The organism is Paenibacillus sp. EC2-1 (assembly GCF_049311625.1).
Taxonomy (GTDB): domain Bacteria; phylum Bacillota; class Bacilli; order Paenibacillales; family Paenibacillaceae; genus Paenibacillus_AQ.
In genome coordinates this window covers 2,376,031-2,394,475 of record NZ_CP186006.1, presented here as the reverse complement: position 1 = coordinate 2,394,475, position 18,445 = coordinate 2,376,031, and the positions used below count along the sequence as shown (strand labels likewise).

The window sequence follows — 18,445 nt, the reverse complement described above, 5'->3', positions numbered from 1 at the left end:
ACCTTTTTCTATATGAATAGAACAGAGCCAAGTATGGGAATCAATTCCATCCATGGCTCTGTTTATGTTGTTGAATCAGATGTGTATCGTTTAAATTGCTGAACCTGAACCCTCTCGTTCAACGGTTAGTTGACCGCTGCCTGATTCATTAAGCACGATTCGAGCTTTAAAAGCTCCTCCACTCTTGTCTTTGAACGTCAGGAGCTGTGTCTTCCCGTTCGTAAGCAGTGATTTCAACATGGATTGTGAAATACTTTTGCCCGCAAATTCTTTCCATATGACGAATTTACACCCTGATTTGAAATGAGAACAACCATAACCTTTTCTTCCTTCAATAATCTGCCCTCCACAGCCTGCAACAGGACATTCTCCAAGTGGAACGCGAATACCTGCGGGTGCAGCAGTAGGACGATCTGAAGCAACGCTTGTAGCTGGAGTTACACCGGTACTTTTTGCAGAAGATCGAGAAGATGGTTTACTTGCGCTAGCCGACCCGGTCCCACGACTACGTGTGGAACTGCGCCCATTCTTCCCTTTTGCATCTTCGGTATCGCCAAACATAGATGGAGGTGCAGGACGCTGCGTGGATACCTTATCGATGATGGAAATGGTAAACTTCTGCACATTTTTCATAAACACATCCGCAGAAGCTTCCCCCTTCGATATTTGGTGGAGCCGTCGTTCCCATTGTCCTGTCATTTCGGGTGAGGCCAAGAGCTCTACTCCTGCATGTCTGATGAGCTCTATAGCTGTCCTCCCTTTTTGCGTAACGGTGATCCTCTTGCCCTGCATCGTAATATAACCAACATTCTTAAGCCGCTCGATCGTAGCCGCGCGAGTAGCTGGCGTTCCAAGTCCACTATCCTTCATGACGTCACGCAGCTCTTCATCCTCCATGCTCTTACCGGCGCTCTCCATTGCTTTAAGCAGTGTACCCTCGGTATAGCTCTTGGGCGGTTGTGTTGCCTTTTCTTTAACTTCACTTTTCGTACATTGAACGGGCTTGTCCGCCTGCACATCAAACGATCGATCATTCCACTCTTGCGATTCCTCTTCTTCATCATCTTTACCTTTTTTTCCTGTGGACTTGGAGGACTTTCGATCTTTATCTTGCTGAATCAAAACTTTCCAGCCCAGTGACAAAAGCTCTTTGATGTTCGTCTTAAACGTCTCTCCCTCTACTTCCGTAAGTACCGTATGCTGCTTGTACATCGCAGGTGGATAGAAGTGGGATAAAAATCGAATGATGATCAGTTCATAAATATTTTGTTCTTCCTTGCTTAATGTGCCCGGTCGCTTCAATGTTGGTAAAATAGCGTGGTGATCTTCTACCCGCTCCGGATTGCAGACAGACTTGTTGTTCTTATGCACCCGGCTTGGATCAGCGGCTTCTGCCATTGATTTGTAGGAAGTTGATTTCAGCATGTTCAAAGCTTTATGCATACCTTCAATATTTTGCTCATTCACATAGTTGGAGTTCGTACGCGGGTACGAAATCACTTTATGCTTTTCGTACAATCCCTGTGCGATATCCAACGTTTTCTTGGCAGAATAACCGTACTTCGCATTAGCCTCACGTTGAAGCAAAGTCAAGTCGTAGAGTTTAAACGGATGTTCTTTCGTCTCCTTAACCTCATACTTGGATATGGATCCGTTCTTCCCTTTCACCTTGGCAGCAATCTCGTCAGACTTCTCCTGAGATGTTAACCGTTCCCCTTGCCATGTTCCAACATATTCAAGTGACTCTTGGCGAAATGTAGCTTTGACATCGAAAAATGTCTGCGATTCAAATGCTTCAATTTCTTTCTGACGGTCATATATCAGTGCAAGAACAGGAGTCTGAACTCTCCCTACAGATAGAAGTGTCTGATGACGAGTTGTAAATGCGCGCGAAGCATTCATACCAATTAGCCAATCCGCTTCACTTCGTGCGCGAGCAGCTAATGTCAGAGCTTCGAACTCAGAACCATCCTTTAGCTGTGCAAACCCCTGTAAAATGCTCTCTGGTGTCAAATCCGATATCCAGAGACGCTTTACAGGTTGATGCAGCTTCAGTTGCTGCTGTATTAAGGCAAAGATATATTGCCCCTCTCTCCCCGCATCACAGGCATTTACAATCTGATCGCAGCGTTTGGCCACATCACCAATAACTTTGAGCTGATCTTTTGTCTTCGGATTTGGCACAATTCGAAATTGCTCTGGAATAATCGGTAAATCCCTTATGTTCCAACGCTTATACTTCGGATCATATGCATCAGGTTCCGCGAGACCAACCAGATGACCGATCGCCCATGTAATAATGTACTGTTCTCCTTCTAAGTAGGACCGGTTATTCTTGGCCCGAGGTTCGATCACCGCAGCGATATTTCGCCCCATGTCCGGTTTTTCGGCAATGACCAGCGTCTTCACGTAACCTCTCCTTCCCGTGTAATCCAGAATAGAAAACCACAAGTGGTTCTCCCATATGGACTCCAAAAAAGGACTCCGCCCCAGCGAAGTCCTTATGAACAATGATATTTAATTATAACATAGGTTGAGATCGGATTAAACTAAAACGGTACTGCCCATTAGGTACTTATCAACTTCACGAGCCACTTCTCGTCCTTCATTGATTGCCCATACGACTAAACTTTGACCACGGCGCATATCTCCAGCAGCAAACACTTTATCCACATTTGTCGTATATTTTCCATAAGGTGCTTTTACATTAGTACGACGATCACTTTCAAGACCCAATTGTTCCAGAAGAGTCTGCTCAGGTCCATCAAATCCGATAGCAATCAACGCAAGCTGTGCAGGAAAGACCTTCTCAGTACCAGGTATAGGCTGATAAACTTTTCGACCTGTTTCATCTACAATCCGCTCAATTTGAATCGTATGCAGTTCCTTTAGGTTCCCTTCATTATCACCAACAAATTTAGTTGTCATGATAGAGAACTCACGAGGGTCCTGTCCGAACAATGCTTTAGCTTCCTCATGAGCGTAATCTAGTGTGTATACGTTAGGAAATTGCGGCCATGGATTGGATATAGAGTCCCGCTCTAGTGGAGCTTGCTTATGTGTGCCGAACTGAGTAATACTGCTGCACCCATGACGAAGTGCTGTAGCAACACAGTCTGAACCCGTATCCCCGCCACCAATAACAATGACATCCTTATCCTTAGCGGACAAGTAATTACCATCTTCAAGACCAGAATCAAGATAGCTCTTAATCGTTCCGTTTAGGTAGTCCATCGCGTAATGAACACCTTTCAATTCGCTACCTGCAATATTAAACTCACGCGGCTTGGTAGCCCCGCCACACAGCACTACTGCATCGAATTGATCAACTAGATCCCTCGCAGGTATGTCTTTTCCAATCTCGGTATTGACAATAAACTCAACACCTTCAGCAATCAGTAAATCAACGCGACGCTGAACTACAGATTTGTCAAGCTTCATAGACGGTATACCATAAGTAAGCAGACCGCCTACTCGATCAGACCGCTCATACACAGTGACCGAGTGCCCAGCTTTATTAAGTTGGGCTGCTGCTGCTAGTCCTGCAGGTCCTGACCCAACGACAGCAACCTTTCGACCTGTTCGCTTCTCTGGTGGCTGAGGAACAACCCAGCCTTCTTCAAAGCCTCGATCAATGATGGCTTGTTCAATACTTTTAATCGTCACCGGCTGCCCAATCAGACCTACCGTACAAGAGCCTTCACATGGTGCAGGACATACGCGTCCAGTAAACTCCGGAAAGTTATTGGTCTTGTGCAAGCGTTCAAGCGCCTCTCTCCATAACCCACGATACACAAGATTATTCCACTCTGGAATCAAATTGTGTACTGGACACCCTGAAGTACCACCGATCATATCTATGCCTGTATGGCAGTATGGCGTTCCACAATCCATACAACGCGCTCCTTGCGTCTGGAGCTCTTCCTCTGCTAGATGCTTATGAAATTCTTCCCAGTCTTTAATGCGCTCAGCGGGATCCCGATCAGCCGGAAGCTGGCGCTCGTACTCCATAAATCCTGTTGGTGTTGACATACAATTTTCCCCCATCCGTTCTCTTCGTGCTGAATAACATGTATGATTGTACTTTTCATCATATCATAAAACATAAGATTACTATCCATTTCAGGGGCCAAAAATGGCCATTAACCTGATTCATTTTTTCTATTCAGGTTAAGAAAAACTTTTATCACCGCTTGTACACTGTGATTTCGCGCTAAATGTCTTCTTTAATGTAAAACATCGTAGCATTTGTCAATTCCTCTGTTAAATGGATTATCTGCACAATCATTTGTACTATTCTACTAAGAAGAACGAAGATGAAATGAAACTGAATGGAAGGAAATATCGTATATTATTTACGCTCGTATGTTACAAAACGATACGAATACGGATTTTTCTCATCCGTAATTCCTTGAACCTCATCTGTTACTGTCCAATCCTCCCAGTTCACTTCTGGAAAGAACGTATCGCCTTCAAACGCAGAATCAATGAAAGTTACAATAAGTTTGTCGGCATAAGGAAGCATCTGTTCATAGATCTGTGATCCACCGATGACCATCAACTCACCATCCTGAGCCAGCTTCACTCCATCCTCAAGATGGTGAATAACGATACCTTGCTCTGGGGTTAGGGTGAATCCCTCATCCCTTGTCAATACAACATTTTCACGCTGTGGCAGAGGTTTGCTTCCAAAAGACTCCCACGTTTTGCGACCCATTAAGATCGTTTTGTTCAACGTCATTTCTCTGAAAAAAGCCATGTCCCGAGGGAGACGCCAAGGCATTGTGCCATTAAGTCCAATCACCTGGTCTTGTCCCATTGCCCATATCATCGATATACTCATATTTATCTCTCCTTCCCCATGACTATCTGTTAGTTCTGAGGCATTATATAACAAATTAGACCGCTACAATCGCCTTAATCGTTGGATGGTGCTGATAGTCCTTAAACTCGAAATCATCAAAAGTGTAATCAAAAATGCTGTCCGGTTTTCTCTTAATCACAAGCTCCGGCAATGGATAAGGCTCACGTTCTAATTGTGTCTTAACTTGTTCCATATGATTAGAGTAGATATGAACATCCCCACCTGACCAAATGAATTCTCCTACCTCTAAATCGCACTGCTGTGCCACCATATGCGTCAGAAGCGCATAACTAGCTATATTGAAAGGCAGTCCAAGGAAAGAGTCTACAGAGCGCATTGTAAGCATACAGGAGAGCTTCCCACCTGCAACGTAGAATTGAAACACGAAGTGACATGGTGGCAACTTCATATTATCAATTTCTGCAACATTCCATGCACTGACGATATGACGTCTTGAATCTGGGCTATGCTTAATCGATTCAATTACATTCGCAATCTGATCGATATGTTTACCATCAGGTGTTTCCCATGCGCGCCATTGCGAGCCGTAAACCGGGCCTAAATCGCCATTCTCATCTGCCCATTCATCCCAGATCCGAACTCCATTTTCCTTCAAGTAACGGATGTTAGTCTCTCCACTGAGGAACCAAAGAAGTTCATGTACAACTGATTTCAAGTGTATCCGTTTTGTGGTTACGAGTGGAAATCCCTTGGATAGATCGAACCGGAGCTGGCGTCCGAATACAGACGTGGTACCAGTACCTGTTCTATCTCCTTTTTCAATCCCATTGTCCAATATATCTTGTAGTAACTCCAAGTAATTTTTCAACGTAAAACCCACCTTTATTATTTCTAGTTATCAACTAATAGTGTACCACACCCGTATTCACGAAGCATGATTAAAAAAGCGATCACTTTCTTACCGAAAACACAACGAAAAGAGACTGCTCAACACCGGTCTTATTAGACCAGCATGAACAGTCTCTTGAAATAACCGATATCGGTTATTATCGTAAATCGTTATTATTTACGAGGGGCCATCACATGGATTGGATGACCGAGAACAAGCTCAGCACCTTCAGCCACGATTTCACCAAGTGTTGGGTGAGCATGGATTGTTAGAGCGATATCTTCCAATGTTGCTCCCATTTCGATCGCAAGACCGATTTCGGCAATCAGGTTGGAAGCTTCGATACCAGCAATGTGTGCACCAAGTACAAGACCTGTTTCTTCGTCAGCCACGATCTTCACGAAACCATCAGGGCTGTTCAGTGACAATGCACGGCCGTTACCAGCGAATGGGAACTTAGCGGATTTAGCTTTGTAACCTTGTTCTTTCGCTTGAGCTTCGGTCATACCCACACTTGAGCACTCAGGATCTGTAAAGGCAACAGCAGGTACTACTTTGTAATCTACAACAGATGGAAGTCCGGAGATCGCTTCAGCAGCAACTTTACCTTCGTAAGATGCTTTGTGAGCCAGAGCAGGACCTGGAACGATATCACCAATCGCAAAGATATGCGGGTGGTTCGTACGTCCTTGGTGGTCAACTTTGATTAGACCGCGATCAGTCATCTCAACGTTGATCAGATCAAGACCAAGCTCGCCATCTGTGTTAGGACGACGTCCAACAGTTACAAGCAAGTAATCCGCAGTGATTTCTTTAGCTTCGCCATTCACGGAATATTTAACAGTTACGTCTTTATCCGTTTGTTCTGCACTTTCAGCTTTTGCATTCGTCACGATTTCAACACCGGACTTCTGCATGTTCTTAGCTACAAGTTTTGTCATGTCAGGATCGAAACCATTCAAGATGGAATCCATACCTTCAATGATAGTTACTTGCGTACCAAATTTGGAGAACATTTGACCAAGCTCAGCGCCGATATAGCCGCCACCGATTACAACAAGGCTCTTAGGAAGCTCTTGCAGTTCCAAAGCTTCTGTGGAGGACAGGATACGTCCGCCAAACGGGAAAGCTTTCAGTTCAATCGGACGGGAACCTGTCGCGATGATACAGTTCTTGAAACGGTAACGTGGGGATTCATGCTCATTGAAGACACGAGCTTCATTCTCGTTAATGAACATGCACTCGCCGTTGAAAATCTCAACTTTGTTGCCCTTCAAGAGTGCACCAACGCCGCCAGTCAATTTTTTTACTACACCGTTTTTGAACTCTTGAGTTTTTGCAAAGTCAACAGATACTTCGCCAACTTTAACACCAAAAGCTTCAGCGTGCTTAGCAGACTCAAAGGAATGAGCAGCAGAGATTAGAGCCTTGGAAGGAATACAACCACGGTTCAAACATACGCCACCAACTTCAGATTTATCTACAATCAGAACTTTCTGACCTAGCTGTGCAGCACGAATAGCTGCCACATATCCACCAGGACCTGCACCAATGACTAACGTGTCGATATCAAGAGAAGCGTCTCCTACTACCATATGTTACACCTCCATAACAAGCAGCTCAGGGTTAGCGAGCAGCTGTTTAATGTAATTCATAAAGTTTTGAGCTGTTGCTCCGTCAATAATACGGTGGTCAAAGCTTAGGGACAGTGCCATTACTGGAGCTGCCACGATTTCACCGTTTTTAACAACCGCTTTTTCGGAAATACGGCCTGTACCCAAGATTGCAACTTCAGGGAAGTTGATGATTGGAGTAAAGAACATACCGCCAGCAGAACCGATGTTTGTGATCGAGATCGTGCTGCCTCTCATTTCGTTCGCGCTCAGTTTACCATCGCGTCCACGTCCTGCGAGATCACGAATGCTGTCAGCGATCATCCAGATGCTCTTACGATCAGCATCTTTGATAACTGGAACAATCAGACCGTTGTCTGTATCTGTTGCAATACCGATGTTGTAGTATTTTTTGTAGACAATTTCGTTATTCTCTTCATCGATCATAGCGTTCAAAGCAGGGAATTGACGGCAAGCCGCAACGAGTGCTTTAACGATGAATGGAAGATAAGTAACTTTTGTTCCTTTTTTCTCAGCGATAGGCTTCATGCGAGTACGGAATGCAACCAACTCGGTAACATCCACTTCGTCCATGATTGTAACGTGAGGTGCTGTGTAAGCCGATTTAACCATTGCATTGGAGATCGCTTTACGAATACCTTTGAAAGGTACGCGCTCTTCTTCTGCACGAGTATCAACCTCTGCGGAAGTTGCTGCAGGTGCTGCTTCTTTAGAATCAGTAGTCGCTTGAGCTGCAGGTGCTGCTGCTTGACCTCCACCATTCTTGAATGCTTCCACATCTTCACGAGTAACCTTACCGTTATTACCACTGCCTTGTACTTGTGCAATGTCTACACCTTGCTCACGAGCAAATTTGCGCACACTTGGAGTTGCAAGTACATCTTTGTTAGGTGCTGCAGGAGCAGAACCATTTGCTTCGCCGTCTTTAGCATCCGCGGGAGCGTTTGCTGCAGGGGAAGATTGTGTATCCGCACTACCTTTAGCTGCGTCAGCTTCTTGAGCAGATTGCTCTTCAGCGTGACCTTCCTGTTCAGGGATGTCGCCTTCTGCATCGATGATCGCAACTACTTCACCTACGCGGCATACTTGACCGTCTTTGGCAAAAACTTCTTGAACCGTACCGTTAACGGGACAAGGAACTTCCACGACTGCCTTGTCGTTTTGTACTTCCATGATGATGTCGTCGTCTGTTACTTTGTCGCCCGGTTTGATATGCATTTTGATGATTTCACCTTCATGCAAACCCTCACCCAGCTCTGGAAAACGATATTCAAATTTTGCCAACTGTAAAACCTCCCTAGAAATGTACTGCAATTAGATGTACAGCTATTTAAAATTCCATTACTTTATTAACTGCTGCTACGATGCGAGCAGGAGTTGGCAACCAAGCGTCCTCAATTTGTGCATATGCATAAATTGTATCCGGTGCAGATACACGAAGCACAGGTGCTTCCAAGTGAAGAATCGCCTTTTCGTTAATTTGTGCAATAACTTCTGCAGCAACACCTGAGGATTTTTGAGCCTCTTGAACAACGATCGCACGGTTAGTTTTCTTAACAGACTCAACAATTGTATCGATATCGATCGGTGAGATCGTACGCAAATCGATGACTTCTGCTTTAATACCGTTCTTCTCAAGCTGATCAGCCGCTTTAGTTGCCGTATGAACCATCAGGCCATAAGCGATGATAGTCACGTCAGAACCTTCACGAACTACGTTAGCTTTACCAAGTTCTACAGTGTACTCGCCTTCCGGTACTTCCGCACGGAAAGCATGGTACAAGTTCAAATGTTCCATAAAGAATACTGGATCATTATCACGAATTGCAGAGATCAGCAAACCTTTAGCATCGTAAGGGTTAGATGGAACTACCACTTTAATACCCGGACTTTGTGCAATTAAACCTTCCAGGGAATCCGTGTGCAACTCAGCCGCTTTTACGCCGCCACCAAAAGGTGTACGGAAAACAATTGGAGAGTTATACTTGCCGCCAGAACGGTAACGCATACGAGCAGCTTGAACAACGATTTGGTCAAGTGCTTCAAAAATAAATCCAACAAATTGAATTTCAGCGATTGGACGGAAACCTTGGATACCAAGACCAACAGCCATACCACCGATTGCAGATTCAGCTAGCGGTGTATCGAATACACGCTCTTCACCGAATTCTTTTTGCAGGCCTTCAGTTACCCGGAAGACACCGCCGACATTACCTACGTCTTCACCAAAGATGAGGACGTTTGGATCACGGTTCAATTCAACGCGCATTGCGTCACGAATCGCTTCTTTCATGTTCATTTGTGCCATTGCTTCATTTCCTCCTTAGACATTACAGATCACATATGCTTGGCTGTTATACCGTATCATTAATCGAAAGCAACCCTTATTCATACTAGATCCACTGTGAAGAAGGAACTTCCCCCTGAAGGAAAGCCCAGCGCTCTTCACCGCGGCAAAAAGGAACCGATTTTTATTGGAAATCGGCTTTTTGCTCTTCAAGATGTTTAGGTGTTTGCTCGAACATACTGTCAATCAGACCAGGAATAGTCATTTTTTCAGTTTGCTCAGCTTTCTTAATTTGCTCGTTGACTTTAGCTTTCGCTTCGTCTTTAATGCGAGCAGTATCTTCTTCTGTCCAAAGTCCTTTTTTCTCAAGATATTTCGCAAGACGAGCAATTGGATCTTTCTCGTTCCATTGACCCTCTTCTTCTTTAGAACGATACTTTGTAGCATCGTCGGACAAGGAGTGTGGACGGAAACGATAAGTTACAGCTTCGATCAATGTTGCACCTTCTCCGTTACGTCCGCGTTCAGCAGCATCTTGAACCGCTTTGATAACAGCAAGAACGTCCATGCCGTCTACTTTCACACCTTTAATACCCGCCGCTATTGCTTTGTGGGCGATGGAAAGAGCCGCTGTTTGTTTAGAGAATGGAGTTGTGATCGCATACCCGTTGTTTTGTACAAAGAAGATAACTGGAAGCTTGTATACACCTGCATAGTTTAGACCTTCGTAGAAGTCACCTTCTGACGAACCGCCATCACCAGTGTAAGTGATAACAACCTGCTTTTGTTTCTTAAGTTTATAAGCCATAGCAATACCCATCGCATGCAGAATTTGAGCACCGATGATGATTTGCGGCATCAATACATTTACACCGTCAGGAATTTGACCACCGTGTTGATGTCCACGGGAGTACAAGAATGCTTGATATAGCGGAAGGCCGTGCCAAACAATTTGTGGCATGTCACGGTAACCCGGACATACAAAGTCTTCTTTTTCTAAAGCAAATTCACTACCAACCATCGTTGCTTCTTGACCCGACACTGGAGCATAAAAACCGAGACGTCCTTGACGGCCGAGGTTAACGGCACGATCGTCCCAGGTACGTGTAAATACCATGCGATACATAATTTCTTTCAATTGATCATCAGTTAACTTCGGCATAAGATCTTTGTTAATGATTTCGCCGTCCGGAGAAAGTACGGATAGTGTATCGACTTCCTCGGTATATACTTCGTAAGGAACCTTGGTCATTTTCTTCACCTCAATAAATATTTGAATATCAAGTTCCGCTGTTATAGAATTATTATACACCTGTTTTACTCCAAACGTCAAAGAAATACCTCATTAAATTTCATATTTTTTTGTTTTTGTATGTATAACAGGTTTAAGTAATTTGTATAACAGTGTGACAAACATAACAGCACAGCAGTATCTTTAGGACAACAGATTAATCTTAACTTATTGTTAGAAGCTTTTCAAAACTACCCATCGAAAGGTGACGAATGATGACAGATGCCCGCTTGTTAAAACGAACCATAGTTAAAGAGGAAATACTTAGCAGCCACCTAAAGGAGAATCGAACTCTTCGAATCTATCTTCCTCCTGGTTATAACGAAATTCTTAGTTACCCTGTGGTGTACTGCCAGGACGGAGAAGAGTTTTTCAACTTCGGACGAATTGCTACTTGGGCTAACCAACTTATATTAGAAGAAGGGATTGAACCTTTCATCATTGTTGGCGTTGAAGTAGATACCAAAGTCCGCACAGAAGAATATGCTCCATTTGGTAATCGATTCGATGCTTATCTAGCATGCTTCGCCGAAGAAATTATTCCCTACATTGAGCAGAAATATCCCGTACGCAGAGATCCATCAGAAAGAATACTAGCTGGAGATTCCCTAGGTGGTAGTGTCTCGGTTCATCTAGCTCTACGTTATCCTGAGTTATTCACAAGAATCATCTGCATGTCCGGTGCGTTCTACGACCAATCTCAACATATCATCGCGCTGGAGACAGACTTGTCCTGGCTTAACATCTTCATGATTGTTGGCTTGCAAGAGGACAACTATACGACGGATACGGGTGTTTATAATTTCGTAGAACTTAATCGCTCTGCCAAAAAACTGTTTGAAGAACGCGGCGCCACAGTTCATTACGAAGAAAAAGACGGACGCCATCTGTGGGGATTTTGGCAAAAGGAACTTCCAGCAGCACTTATGTACTTCTTCCAGTCTTAATGAATCACTTGCAAAAAAAGATGAACAAGCGCGCATTTTTTATGGAATGTGCTTTGTTCATCTTTTTTATATCACCCGTCAACTTCTGCACGCGCTTACATTATGTCGAAAAAGAAAAGCGGCACTTGTGATCCGCTTGTCAGTGCCCATTATAACTTTTCTTTTACGATCCTGTCCAGCAGTACATCACAACCTGTATCAATCAGTCGATAAACCTCTTCAAAGTTACCTGTAAAATACGGATCTGGCACCTCGCGCAATTTCTCGTTTGGAAGAAGGTCCATAAGCTTTACGATCTCTGCCTCTTCCCCACCAGGGACTTTACGAAGATTGGAAGCATTCGAGTCATCCATAGCTACGATATAATCAAAATGAGAAAAATCGCGACTCTCCACCTGTCTAGCTCTCATCCCTTCGTAACTTATACGGAAGTCATCGAGAAGTTTACGTGTTCCTTCATGCGGTGTTTTCCCAATATGCCAATCTCCTGTACCCGCAGAATCCACTGATATCTTATCACTTAAACCTCTTTGCGATATTTTGGATCTCATCACAGCTTCAGCCATGGGAGAGCGACATATGTTACCGAGACATACAAATAGAACAGAGATCATTTGCTATCATTCCTTTCCTACAAACAATATGATACGAATACAAGACTTATAAAGGCAGATTCTTTTCCACATTAATTGAGGTACTGCTTTCTCCAAGTGAACGTCTTGGTAAACGCCACTTATAATGAACTGAAAGCATTCTGAACACAACAACAATTACAAATAACCCTAACAGCTTCCATGTCGAATTGCTAATTCCGAGCCCAACAGCCGCACCAGCTGCCATTGCCCACACGGCATAGATCTCATCACGAAGCACCAAAGGCTTACGCCCGGCTAATAAATCCCGAATGACCCCGCCTCCAATACCCGTTAAGGCAGCTGCAACAATTACTGCAATGAGTGGGTGATTCATTTGCGAAGCATAAATACCACCTTGCACTGCAAAAGCCGACAAGCCAATCGCATCAAAAAAGGCCTCCGTTCTTTTCCAATGTTTAATCCATCCAATAGGAAGAACAAATGCGACAAACACAGAGATGATGGCGAGTAATATTAAATCTCCCTGACCCCATAATGTTGTAACTGGAACACCTATTAGAACATTTCGAACGACGCCTCCACCAAATGCAGTTACAAGGCCCAACACCAGTATACCCAGGATATCATACTCTTCTTCCATGGCAACGAAAGCTCCGGACATGGCAAAGGCTACCGTACCTATAATGCTTAACAATTCAAACACGTGCATGTCCAAAATGTCTTTCCCCCGCTTCGCATCATTTGATACCCTCATTTTATCCGTGTGTAACGAAATTGTGCAAGCACAAAAACTGATCTATACTGATATAAAATGACAAGCTTTACATGTGGGAGGAATTAATGTGGCGAATAAACGCGCTTTAATCTTTACTGGCGGGAATTTATCCTTGCAAATATTAGATATAATTGAAGAGAATGATTATATTATAGGTGCAGATCGCGGAGCTCTATTTTTAATAGAAAACGGAATTTCGCCTCATATATCAGTAGGTGACTTTGACTCTATCTCAGCGGAACAACTAGAATTGGTCAATTCCAAGAGCAAGGAAACCGTAAAATGTGATCCAATCGACAAAAACTTAACCGACACTGAACTCGCCCTCGACGTCGCAATTGAGCGTGATGCTTCTGAAATTCTTATACTTGGTGGAACTGGTACACGAATAGATCACACACTAGCTAACATACATATGCTGCTCCGAGGGGTTCAGCACCATGTTCATTGCTCCATTCTGGACGAACATAATTTCATTACCCTAACAGGATCAACTTGCGAAGTTGAAGACCTAGGATTTACTTACGTTTCCCTCCTCCCCCTCACACCTGAGGTAACGGGTATCAATCTGGAAGGCTTTCAATACCCACTTCATCAAGCAACACTGAAGATTGGACAGTCCTTAGGGATCAGTAACCGCCTCTCTGGTCATCGGGGAACTGTTTCGGTAGAAGGTGGATTACTACTCATCATTCAGAGTAAAGATCAATGATTGTTACTTTTTTGTTATTTTCATCTATACGTTAATAGCAACAAAAAACCCTTGATAATCAAGGGTTTTTTGTTGCTATTAAAACAAGGTCAGATCAATTTGTTACTCTTTTGTAACTTTTAATGGTTTTTTAATAATACGCTTTCAGTCCTTGACCACCATAGGTTTCATTAGTTTTACCATAATTTAGGACGTATATGAATCTGTTATACTCGGTTCAAGCGAGAGACAAAAACAAAATTCTTGGAGGTCATACATCATGAACAAACAGACTTTGATTAAGAAAGCCGCAATTATCAGCATCAGTGCAGCAATGGGACTTGGAACACTATTAGCAGTATCCCCTGCCTCCCAGGCAGACGCTGCAACTTCCAGCTCCAGTTCATATGCAACAACCAAAGGTCAACAAGTTGTAAACTTCGGTAAAAAATACATGGGAACACCATATAAATTCGGAGCTTCCACAAGCACAACAAAAGTATTTGACTGCTCCTCTTTCATGAAACATATCTTTAAAAAGTATGGTGTAAACTTACCCCGTACTGCTGCACAACAATCCAAAGTAGGCGTAGCTGTATCCAAAGCTAACCTCAAACCAGGCGACATGGTGTTCTTCTCAAGCGGAAGCCGTGCTAATGGTAAAAATGTAACTCACGTAGCGGTTTATGCAGGAAACGGTAAAATCCTTCACACTTATGGTAAACCTGGGGTAACAATTTCCAACCTAAATTCTGGAACTTGGAAAAAAACTTATCTGAAAGCACGTCGTGTACTTTAGTATATAACTCAAATTCCAAGCTGACTCCCTGTAAGAACAGGAGTCAGCTTGTTTTATTGTTGCAGTGAGCCACGAGCTCAGCGAATATTTTTATAATATAAAAAATTCATGTTCATTATGTTGAATCAGCTGTTTTAAGCATATATCCTGCACCACGAACTGTCCGAATCATTTTCCACTTCCTACCCTTATCAACCTTCTCACGCAAATGCAAAATATATACATCTACTACATTTGTACCTGTATGGAAATCATAATCCCACACATGGCTCAATATTTCTTCCCTAGAACATACTTGATTGGCTCTTTTGGATAAATACAATAGAAGATCATATTCTCGCTGAGTCAGTTCGATGGGTTGATCTTCTCTAAAAACTTGCCTACTTAGAGGCTCAATCCTTAAATCCCGAAGCTCAATTTTCTGATTTTTCCGTTCTTTTCCATAGTTAAATAAGAATAAAAGATTATTAACCCTTGCTAACAATTCACGTTCATCTATCTGTTCAGAAATGTAGTCGTTTGCCCCTGCCTCGAGAGCTGCTGCTGCTTCGAGCGATCCATCATGGCCCAAAACCATCACCGGTATCCTGTGTTCACTCTTGTGTATTCTGCGTACAAAATCAAAATCATGCATTCCAGATAAATTACTATCCACAATAATCATTACAAAGTTCACTTGCTGGAAAAGGATAATCGCCTGAGATAGATGATCCGCAGAATGGACAGCGTAGCCAGACGATTCGAGTATACTTCGTAATCGACTTACCGCAACAGTTTCCGAAATTGCTAATAGGACTGGTTCTTCCAAAGGGCTCCCCCTCTTTCACTTCTAGGGTAAGCGACATCATATTCTTGATCGCCTGAATATCACTAACCTTTAGATTGCCTCAAATGTAAAACATCCATTCCTCAATAGAGAAATGGATGTGATACAGCAACATGATTTTATTAACCTAAATAACGGTAATACAGATTTTTGGCTTCGATCAGATCCGAGGTCCCATGAACCAATGCGCGACCGTCTGCAAAGAATACCAAACGATAACGACTCATTTCAAAGATAACCATATGCGGATTCTGCGAGATCTTCCCTTCAGGAAGACCTTTTAAACGGTCAGCGAGCATGGACAGATCTAGTTTTATTTTTCGCGCAGGTCTGATTTGAACTGTATCTCTTCCACATAATACTTCACTCTTGGTCTGGTTGCTTGTTGTCAAATATGGATATACAGGATCCACTCCACATGATGGGCAATCAACCTTTCTAGCAGAATCAAGTTTCATCTCGAAAGATTCATTTCGCCACAAATCAAAAGAGATCAGTTTCATTCGAAGCATATTCGTATTTCCTGACAGAAGCTTCATTGCTTCTAATGTCTGATACGCTGCTACTACCTGTACTGCCTGAGGGAGTATCCCCGCTGTGTCACATGTATCACCACCTAAAGGAATCGTTCCAAGCAAACAGTTAAGACATGGAGTTTGATCAGGAATAAAGGTGTACGACATACCGGTGCTACCCACACATCCTCCATAAATCCAAGGAATATTCAGCTTTTGTGAAATATCGTTTATCATAAGCCGCGTATCAAAATTATCAGTTGCATCCATGATCAAATCACAGGATATAGCGAGATCAGCTAGTTCCTCTGCTCTGACATCCATAATATGTGATTCGATCCGCACTTCTGAATTAATGGATTGTAAACGTATACGTGCCGCTTCCGCTTTAGGGAGTTGGTCTTCCGCATCCTGTTCCGTAAATAATTGCTGACGCTGAAGGTTACTCCACTCCACATAATCTCGATCTGCAATCGTAATTTTACCAACACCAGCTCGGACTAATGTTTCAGCTACCGCACTCCCAAGCGCACCCGCCCCTACAATAAGTACATGCCGATCCATAATCGCCTCTTGACCACTTACACCAAAGGGTGCAAAACGCTCCTGACGTGAATAACGACTTTCCTGGTACTCTTTCAAAATCCCGAACACTCCTCTCCTCATACGATCAATCAGCGATTTAAAAAAAGCCACTCCAATTAGAGTGGCTTTCATACTTATCTAGGATTGCTGAGACCAATCCTCCACATTCCAGATCTTCGTCACCCAGTCTTCGTAAAAATCAGGTTCATGAGAAACCAGCAACACAGTGCCTTTATACTCTTTCAATGCTCTCTTGAGCTCTTCCTTAGCAATAACATCTAAGTGATTGGTCGGCTCGTCAAACAGAACCCAGTTACTCTCACGCATAAGGAGTTTACAAAGACGAACTTTCGCTTGCTCACCACCACTTAAAGCTTTCAATGGCCTAGTAATATGCTCATTCTTCAGACCACAACGTGCCAAATGTGCACGCACCTCATGTTGATTAAGATGCGAGTATTCATTCCATACATCATCGATTGGCGTCAAATTTCCTGCTCGAACCTCCTGCTCGAAATATGCGGGGAACAAATAATCACCTTGATACGTCTTCCCACTGAATGGGGCCAATTTACCTAGAATTGTCTTTAGAAGGGTCGACTTACCCACACCGTTGCAGCCAACAATTGCAATCTTCTCACCACGTTCAATGGTAATATTCATCTTAGGTAATAGCGGATAGTCATAACCGATTTCAAAGTCCATACCTTCAAAGACAGTCTTACCACTTGCACGCGCTTCTTTAAAATTAAAGACTGGCTTAGCTGCTTCTTCTGGTCGATCAATGCGTTCCATACGATCCAGTTGTTTCTCACGGCTCTTCGCTCGGCTTGAGGTAGAATAGCGGGCTTTATTCCGCTGAATAAAATCCTCTTGCTTTTTGATAAATTCCTGCTGTTTCTCATAGGCTTCGATATGCTGATTCTTATTCATATCCGCCATTTCAAGAAACTTCTCATAATTCGCCGTATAACGCGTTAATTTAGCAAATTCCAGATGATAAATAACGTCAACCACCTGATTCATAAACTCTGTATCATGTGATATAAGCATAAATGCATACGGATACTGCTTCAAATACTGCGTGAGCCAATCAATATGTTCAACGTCCAAATAGTTCGTTGGCTCGTCCAATAGAAGTACTGTCGGCTTTTCAAGAAGCAGCTTCGCTAGTAGAACCTTGGTGCGCTGACCTCCGCTTAAAGAAGCTACGTCACGATCGAGACCAATAACAGATAGACCAAGTCCATTTGCCATTTCGTCAACTTTCACATCAATTAAATAAAAGTCGCCGATCTCAAGCTGTTCTTGTATATCACCCATTTGTTCAAGCAAAATTTCAAGTTCTTCCGGAGTAGCATCAGACATCTTCTCCGTAATCTTTATCATCTCTTCTTCCTGTTGTAACAGCGGAAGAAATGCATCCTTCAGAACATCCCTAATAGTCTTTCCTGGTGTCAACTTCGTATGTTGATCTAAATAACCATACCGAACCTTTGGTGTCCACTCTACTTTCCCACTATCTTTTAAGAGCTGGCCTGTAAGGATATTCATTAATGTTGATTTACCAACACCGTTTGCGCCAACCAGACCTACATGTTCACCTGCAAGAAGACGAAAGGATACATCTTTGAACAACGTCCGGTCTCCAAAATTATGGGATACATTCTCTACAGTCAATAAACTCATATTTACGGTAACTCCTGTCTATATAAATAAACTCAATTCATGTTAAAAAAGGCATCACAGTCAAGAGTTCATTGTATCACAGACATCGTATAAGTC

At 43.2% G+C, this 18,445-nt stretch carries 16 protein-coding genes; 3 read left to right on the top strand and 13 right to left on the bottom strand.

Going from position 1 to position 18,445, the window contains the following annotated elements:
• Positions 1–90: 90 nt before the first annotated feature.
• The 8 genes from ACK8P5_RS11370 to pdhA form a co-directional block, all read right to left on the bottom strand.
• Positions 91–2,409, bottom strand: a complete 2,319-nt coding sequence (locus ACK8P5_RS11370; protein WP_422661040.1) for a DNA topoisomerase 3 — start codon at positions 2,407–2,409, stop codon at positions 91–93.
• 135 nt (positions 2,410–2,544) lie between these two features.
• Positions 2,545–4,032 carry a glutamate synthase subunit beta gene (locus ACK8P5_RS11365; protein WP_422661039.1) on the bottom strand — a complete coding sequence of 496 codons (1,488 nt, stop codon included), beginning with the start codon at positions 4,030–4,032 and terminating at the stop codon, positions 2,545–2,547.
• Positions 4,033–4,351: 319 nt separating this feature from the next.
• A complete protein-coding gene (locus ACK8P5_RS11360; protein ID WP_422661038.1) occupies positions 4,352–4,843 on the bottom strand; it encodes a dihydrofolate reductase in 492 nt (163 codons plus the stop codon).
• Positions 4,844–4,898: 55 nt separating this feature from the next.
• Complete coding sequence (gene thyA, locus ACK8P5_RS11355; protein ID WP_422661037.1) at positions 4,899–5,693, bottom strand: thymidylate synthase; 795 nt, start codon at positions 5,691–5,693, stop codon at positions 4,899–4,901.
• Between the two features lie 194 nt (positions 5,694–5,887).
• The gene (gene lpdA, locus ACK8P5_RS11350; protein ID WP_422661036.1) at positions 5,888–7,309 is read right to left on the bottom strand and encodes a dihydrolipoyl dehydrogenase; all 1,422 of its coding nucleotides are present in this window, start codon (positions 7,307–7,309) and stop codon (positions 5,888–5,890) included.
• 3 nt (positions 7,310–7,312) lie between these two features.
• Positions 7,313–8,632 (bottom strand): dihydrolipoamide acetyltransferase family protein, encoded by a 1,320-nt coding sequence (locus ACK8P5_RS11345; RefSeq protein ID WP_422661035.1) that lies wholly within the window; start codon positions 8,630–8,632, stop codon positions 7,313–7,315.
• Between the two features lie 46 nt (positions 8,633–8,678).
• Positions 8,679–9,656 (bottom strand): alpha-ketoacid dehydrogenase subunit beta, encoded by a 978-nt coding sequence (locus tag ACK8P5_RS11340; RefSeq protein ID WP_422661034.1) that lies wholly within the window; start codon positions 9,654–9,656, stop codon positions 8,679–8,681.
• A gap of 163 nt (positions 9,657–9,819) precedes the next feature.
• The gene (gene pdhA / locus ACK8P5_RS11335) at positions 9,820–10,887 is read right to left on the bottom strand and encodes a pyruvate dehydrogenase (acetyl-transferring) E1 component subunit alpha (protein WP_422661448.1); all 1,068 of its coding nucleotides are present in this window, start codon (positions 10,885–10,887) and stop codon (positions 9,820–9,822) included.
• Between the two features lie 254 nt (positions 10,888–11,141).
• Between pdhA and ACK8P5_RS11330 the strand changes: the two genes are divergently transcribed.
• Entirely contained in the window at positions 11,142–11,873 is a 732-nt protein-coding gene (locus ACK8P5_RS11330; protein WP_422661033.1) for an alpha/beta hydrolase, read from the top strand.
• A 149-nt stretch (positions 11,874–12,022) separates the two neighbouring features.
• On the opposite strand, the gene ACK8P5_RS11325 is transcribed toward ACK8P5_RS11330, so the two are convergent.
• Both ACK8P5_RS11325 and ACK8P5_RS11320 read right to left on the bottom strand, forming a co-directional pair.
• On the bottom strand, positions 12,023–12,487 hold the full coding sequence (locus ACK8P5_RS11325) for a low molecular weight protein-tyrosine-phosphatase (protein ID WP_422661032.1): 465 nt from the start codon (positions 12,485–12,487) through the stop codon (positions 12,023–12,025).
• A 46-nt stretch (positions 12,488–12,533) separates the two neighbouring features.
• Positions 12,534–13,178, bottom strand: coding sequence for a trimeric intracellular cation channel family protein (locus ACK8P5_RS11320; protein ID WP_422661447.1), 645 nt, complete (start codon positions 13,176–13,178; stop codon positions 12,534–12,536).
• A 133-nt stretch (positions 13,179–13,311) separates the two neighbouring features.
• On the opposite strand from ACK8P5_RS11320, the gene ACK8P5_RS11315 reads away from it, so the two are divergent.
• Both ACK8P5_RS11315 and ACK8P5_RS11310 read left to right on the top strand, forming a co-directional pair.
• Positions 13,312–13,956, top strand: a complete 645-nt coding sequence (locus ACK8P5_RS11315; RefSeq protein WP_422661031.1) for a thiamine diphosphokinase — start codon at positions 13,312–13,314, stop codon at positions 13,954–13,956.
• A 259-nt stretch (positions 13,957–14,215) separates the two neighbouring features.
• Positions 14,216–14,734 carry a C40 family peptidase gene (locus ACK8P5_RS11310; protein ID WP_422661030.1) on the top strand — a complete coding sequence of 173 codons (519 nt, stop codon included), beginning with the start codon at positions 14,216–14,218 and terminating at the stop codon, positions 14,732–14,734.
• 115 nt (positions 14,735–14,849) lie between these two features.
• Here ACK8P5_RS11310 and ACK8P5_RS11305 read toward each other — a convergent pair whose 3' ends face one another.
• The 3 genes from ACK8P5_RS11305 to ACK8P5_RS11295 form a co-directional block, all read right to left on the bottom strand.
• A complete protein-coding gene (locus ACK8P5_RS11305) occupies positions 14,850–15,542 on the bottom strand; it encodes a response regulator transcription factor (protein ID WP_422661029.1) in 693 nt (230 codons plus the stop codon).
• A 140-nt stretch (positions 15,543–15,682) separates the two neighbouring features.
• Positions 15,683–16,717: a ThiF family adenylyltransferase gene (locus tag ACK8P5_RS11300; protein WP_422661028.1), complete on the bottom strand. Its 1,035-nt coding sequence runs from the start codon at positions 16,715–16,717 to the stop codon at positions 15,683–15,685.
• A gap of 81 nt (positions 16,718–16,798) precedes the next feature.
• The gene (locus tag ACK8P5_RS11295; protein ID WP_422661027.1) at positions 16,799–18,349 is read right to left on the bottom strand and encodes an ABC-F family ATP-binding cassette domain-containing protein; all 1,551 of its coding nucleotides are present in this window, start codon (positions 18,347–18,349) and stop codon (positions 16,799–16,801) included.
• Positions 18,350–18,445 lie beyond the last annotated feature (96 nt).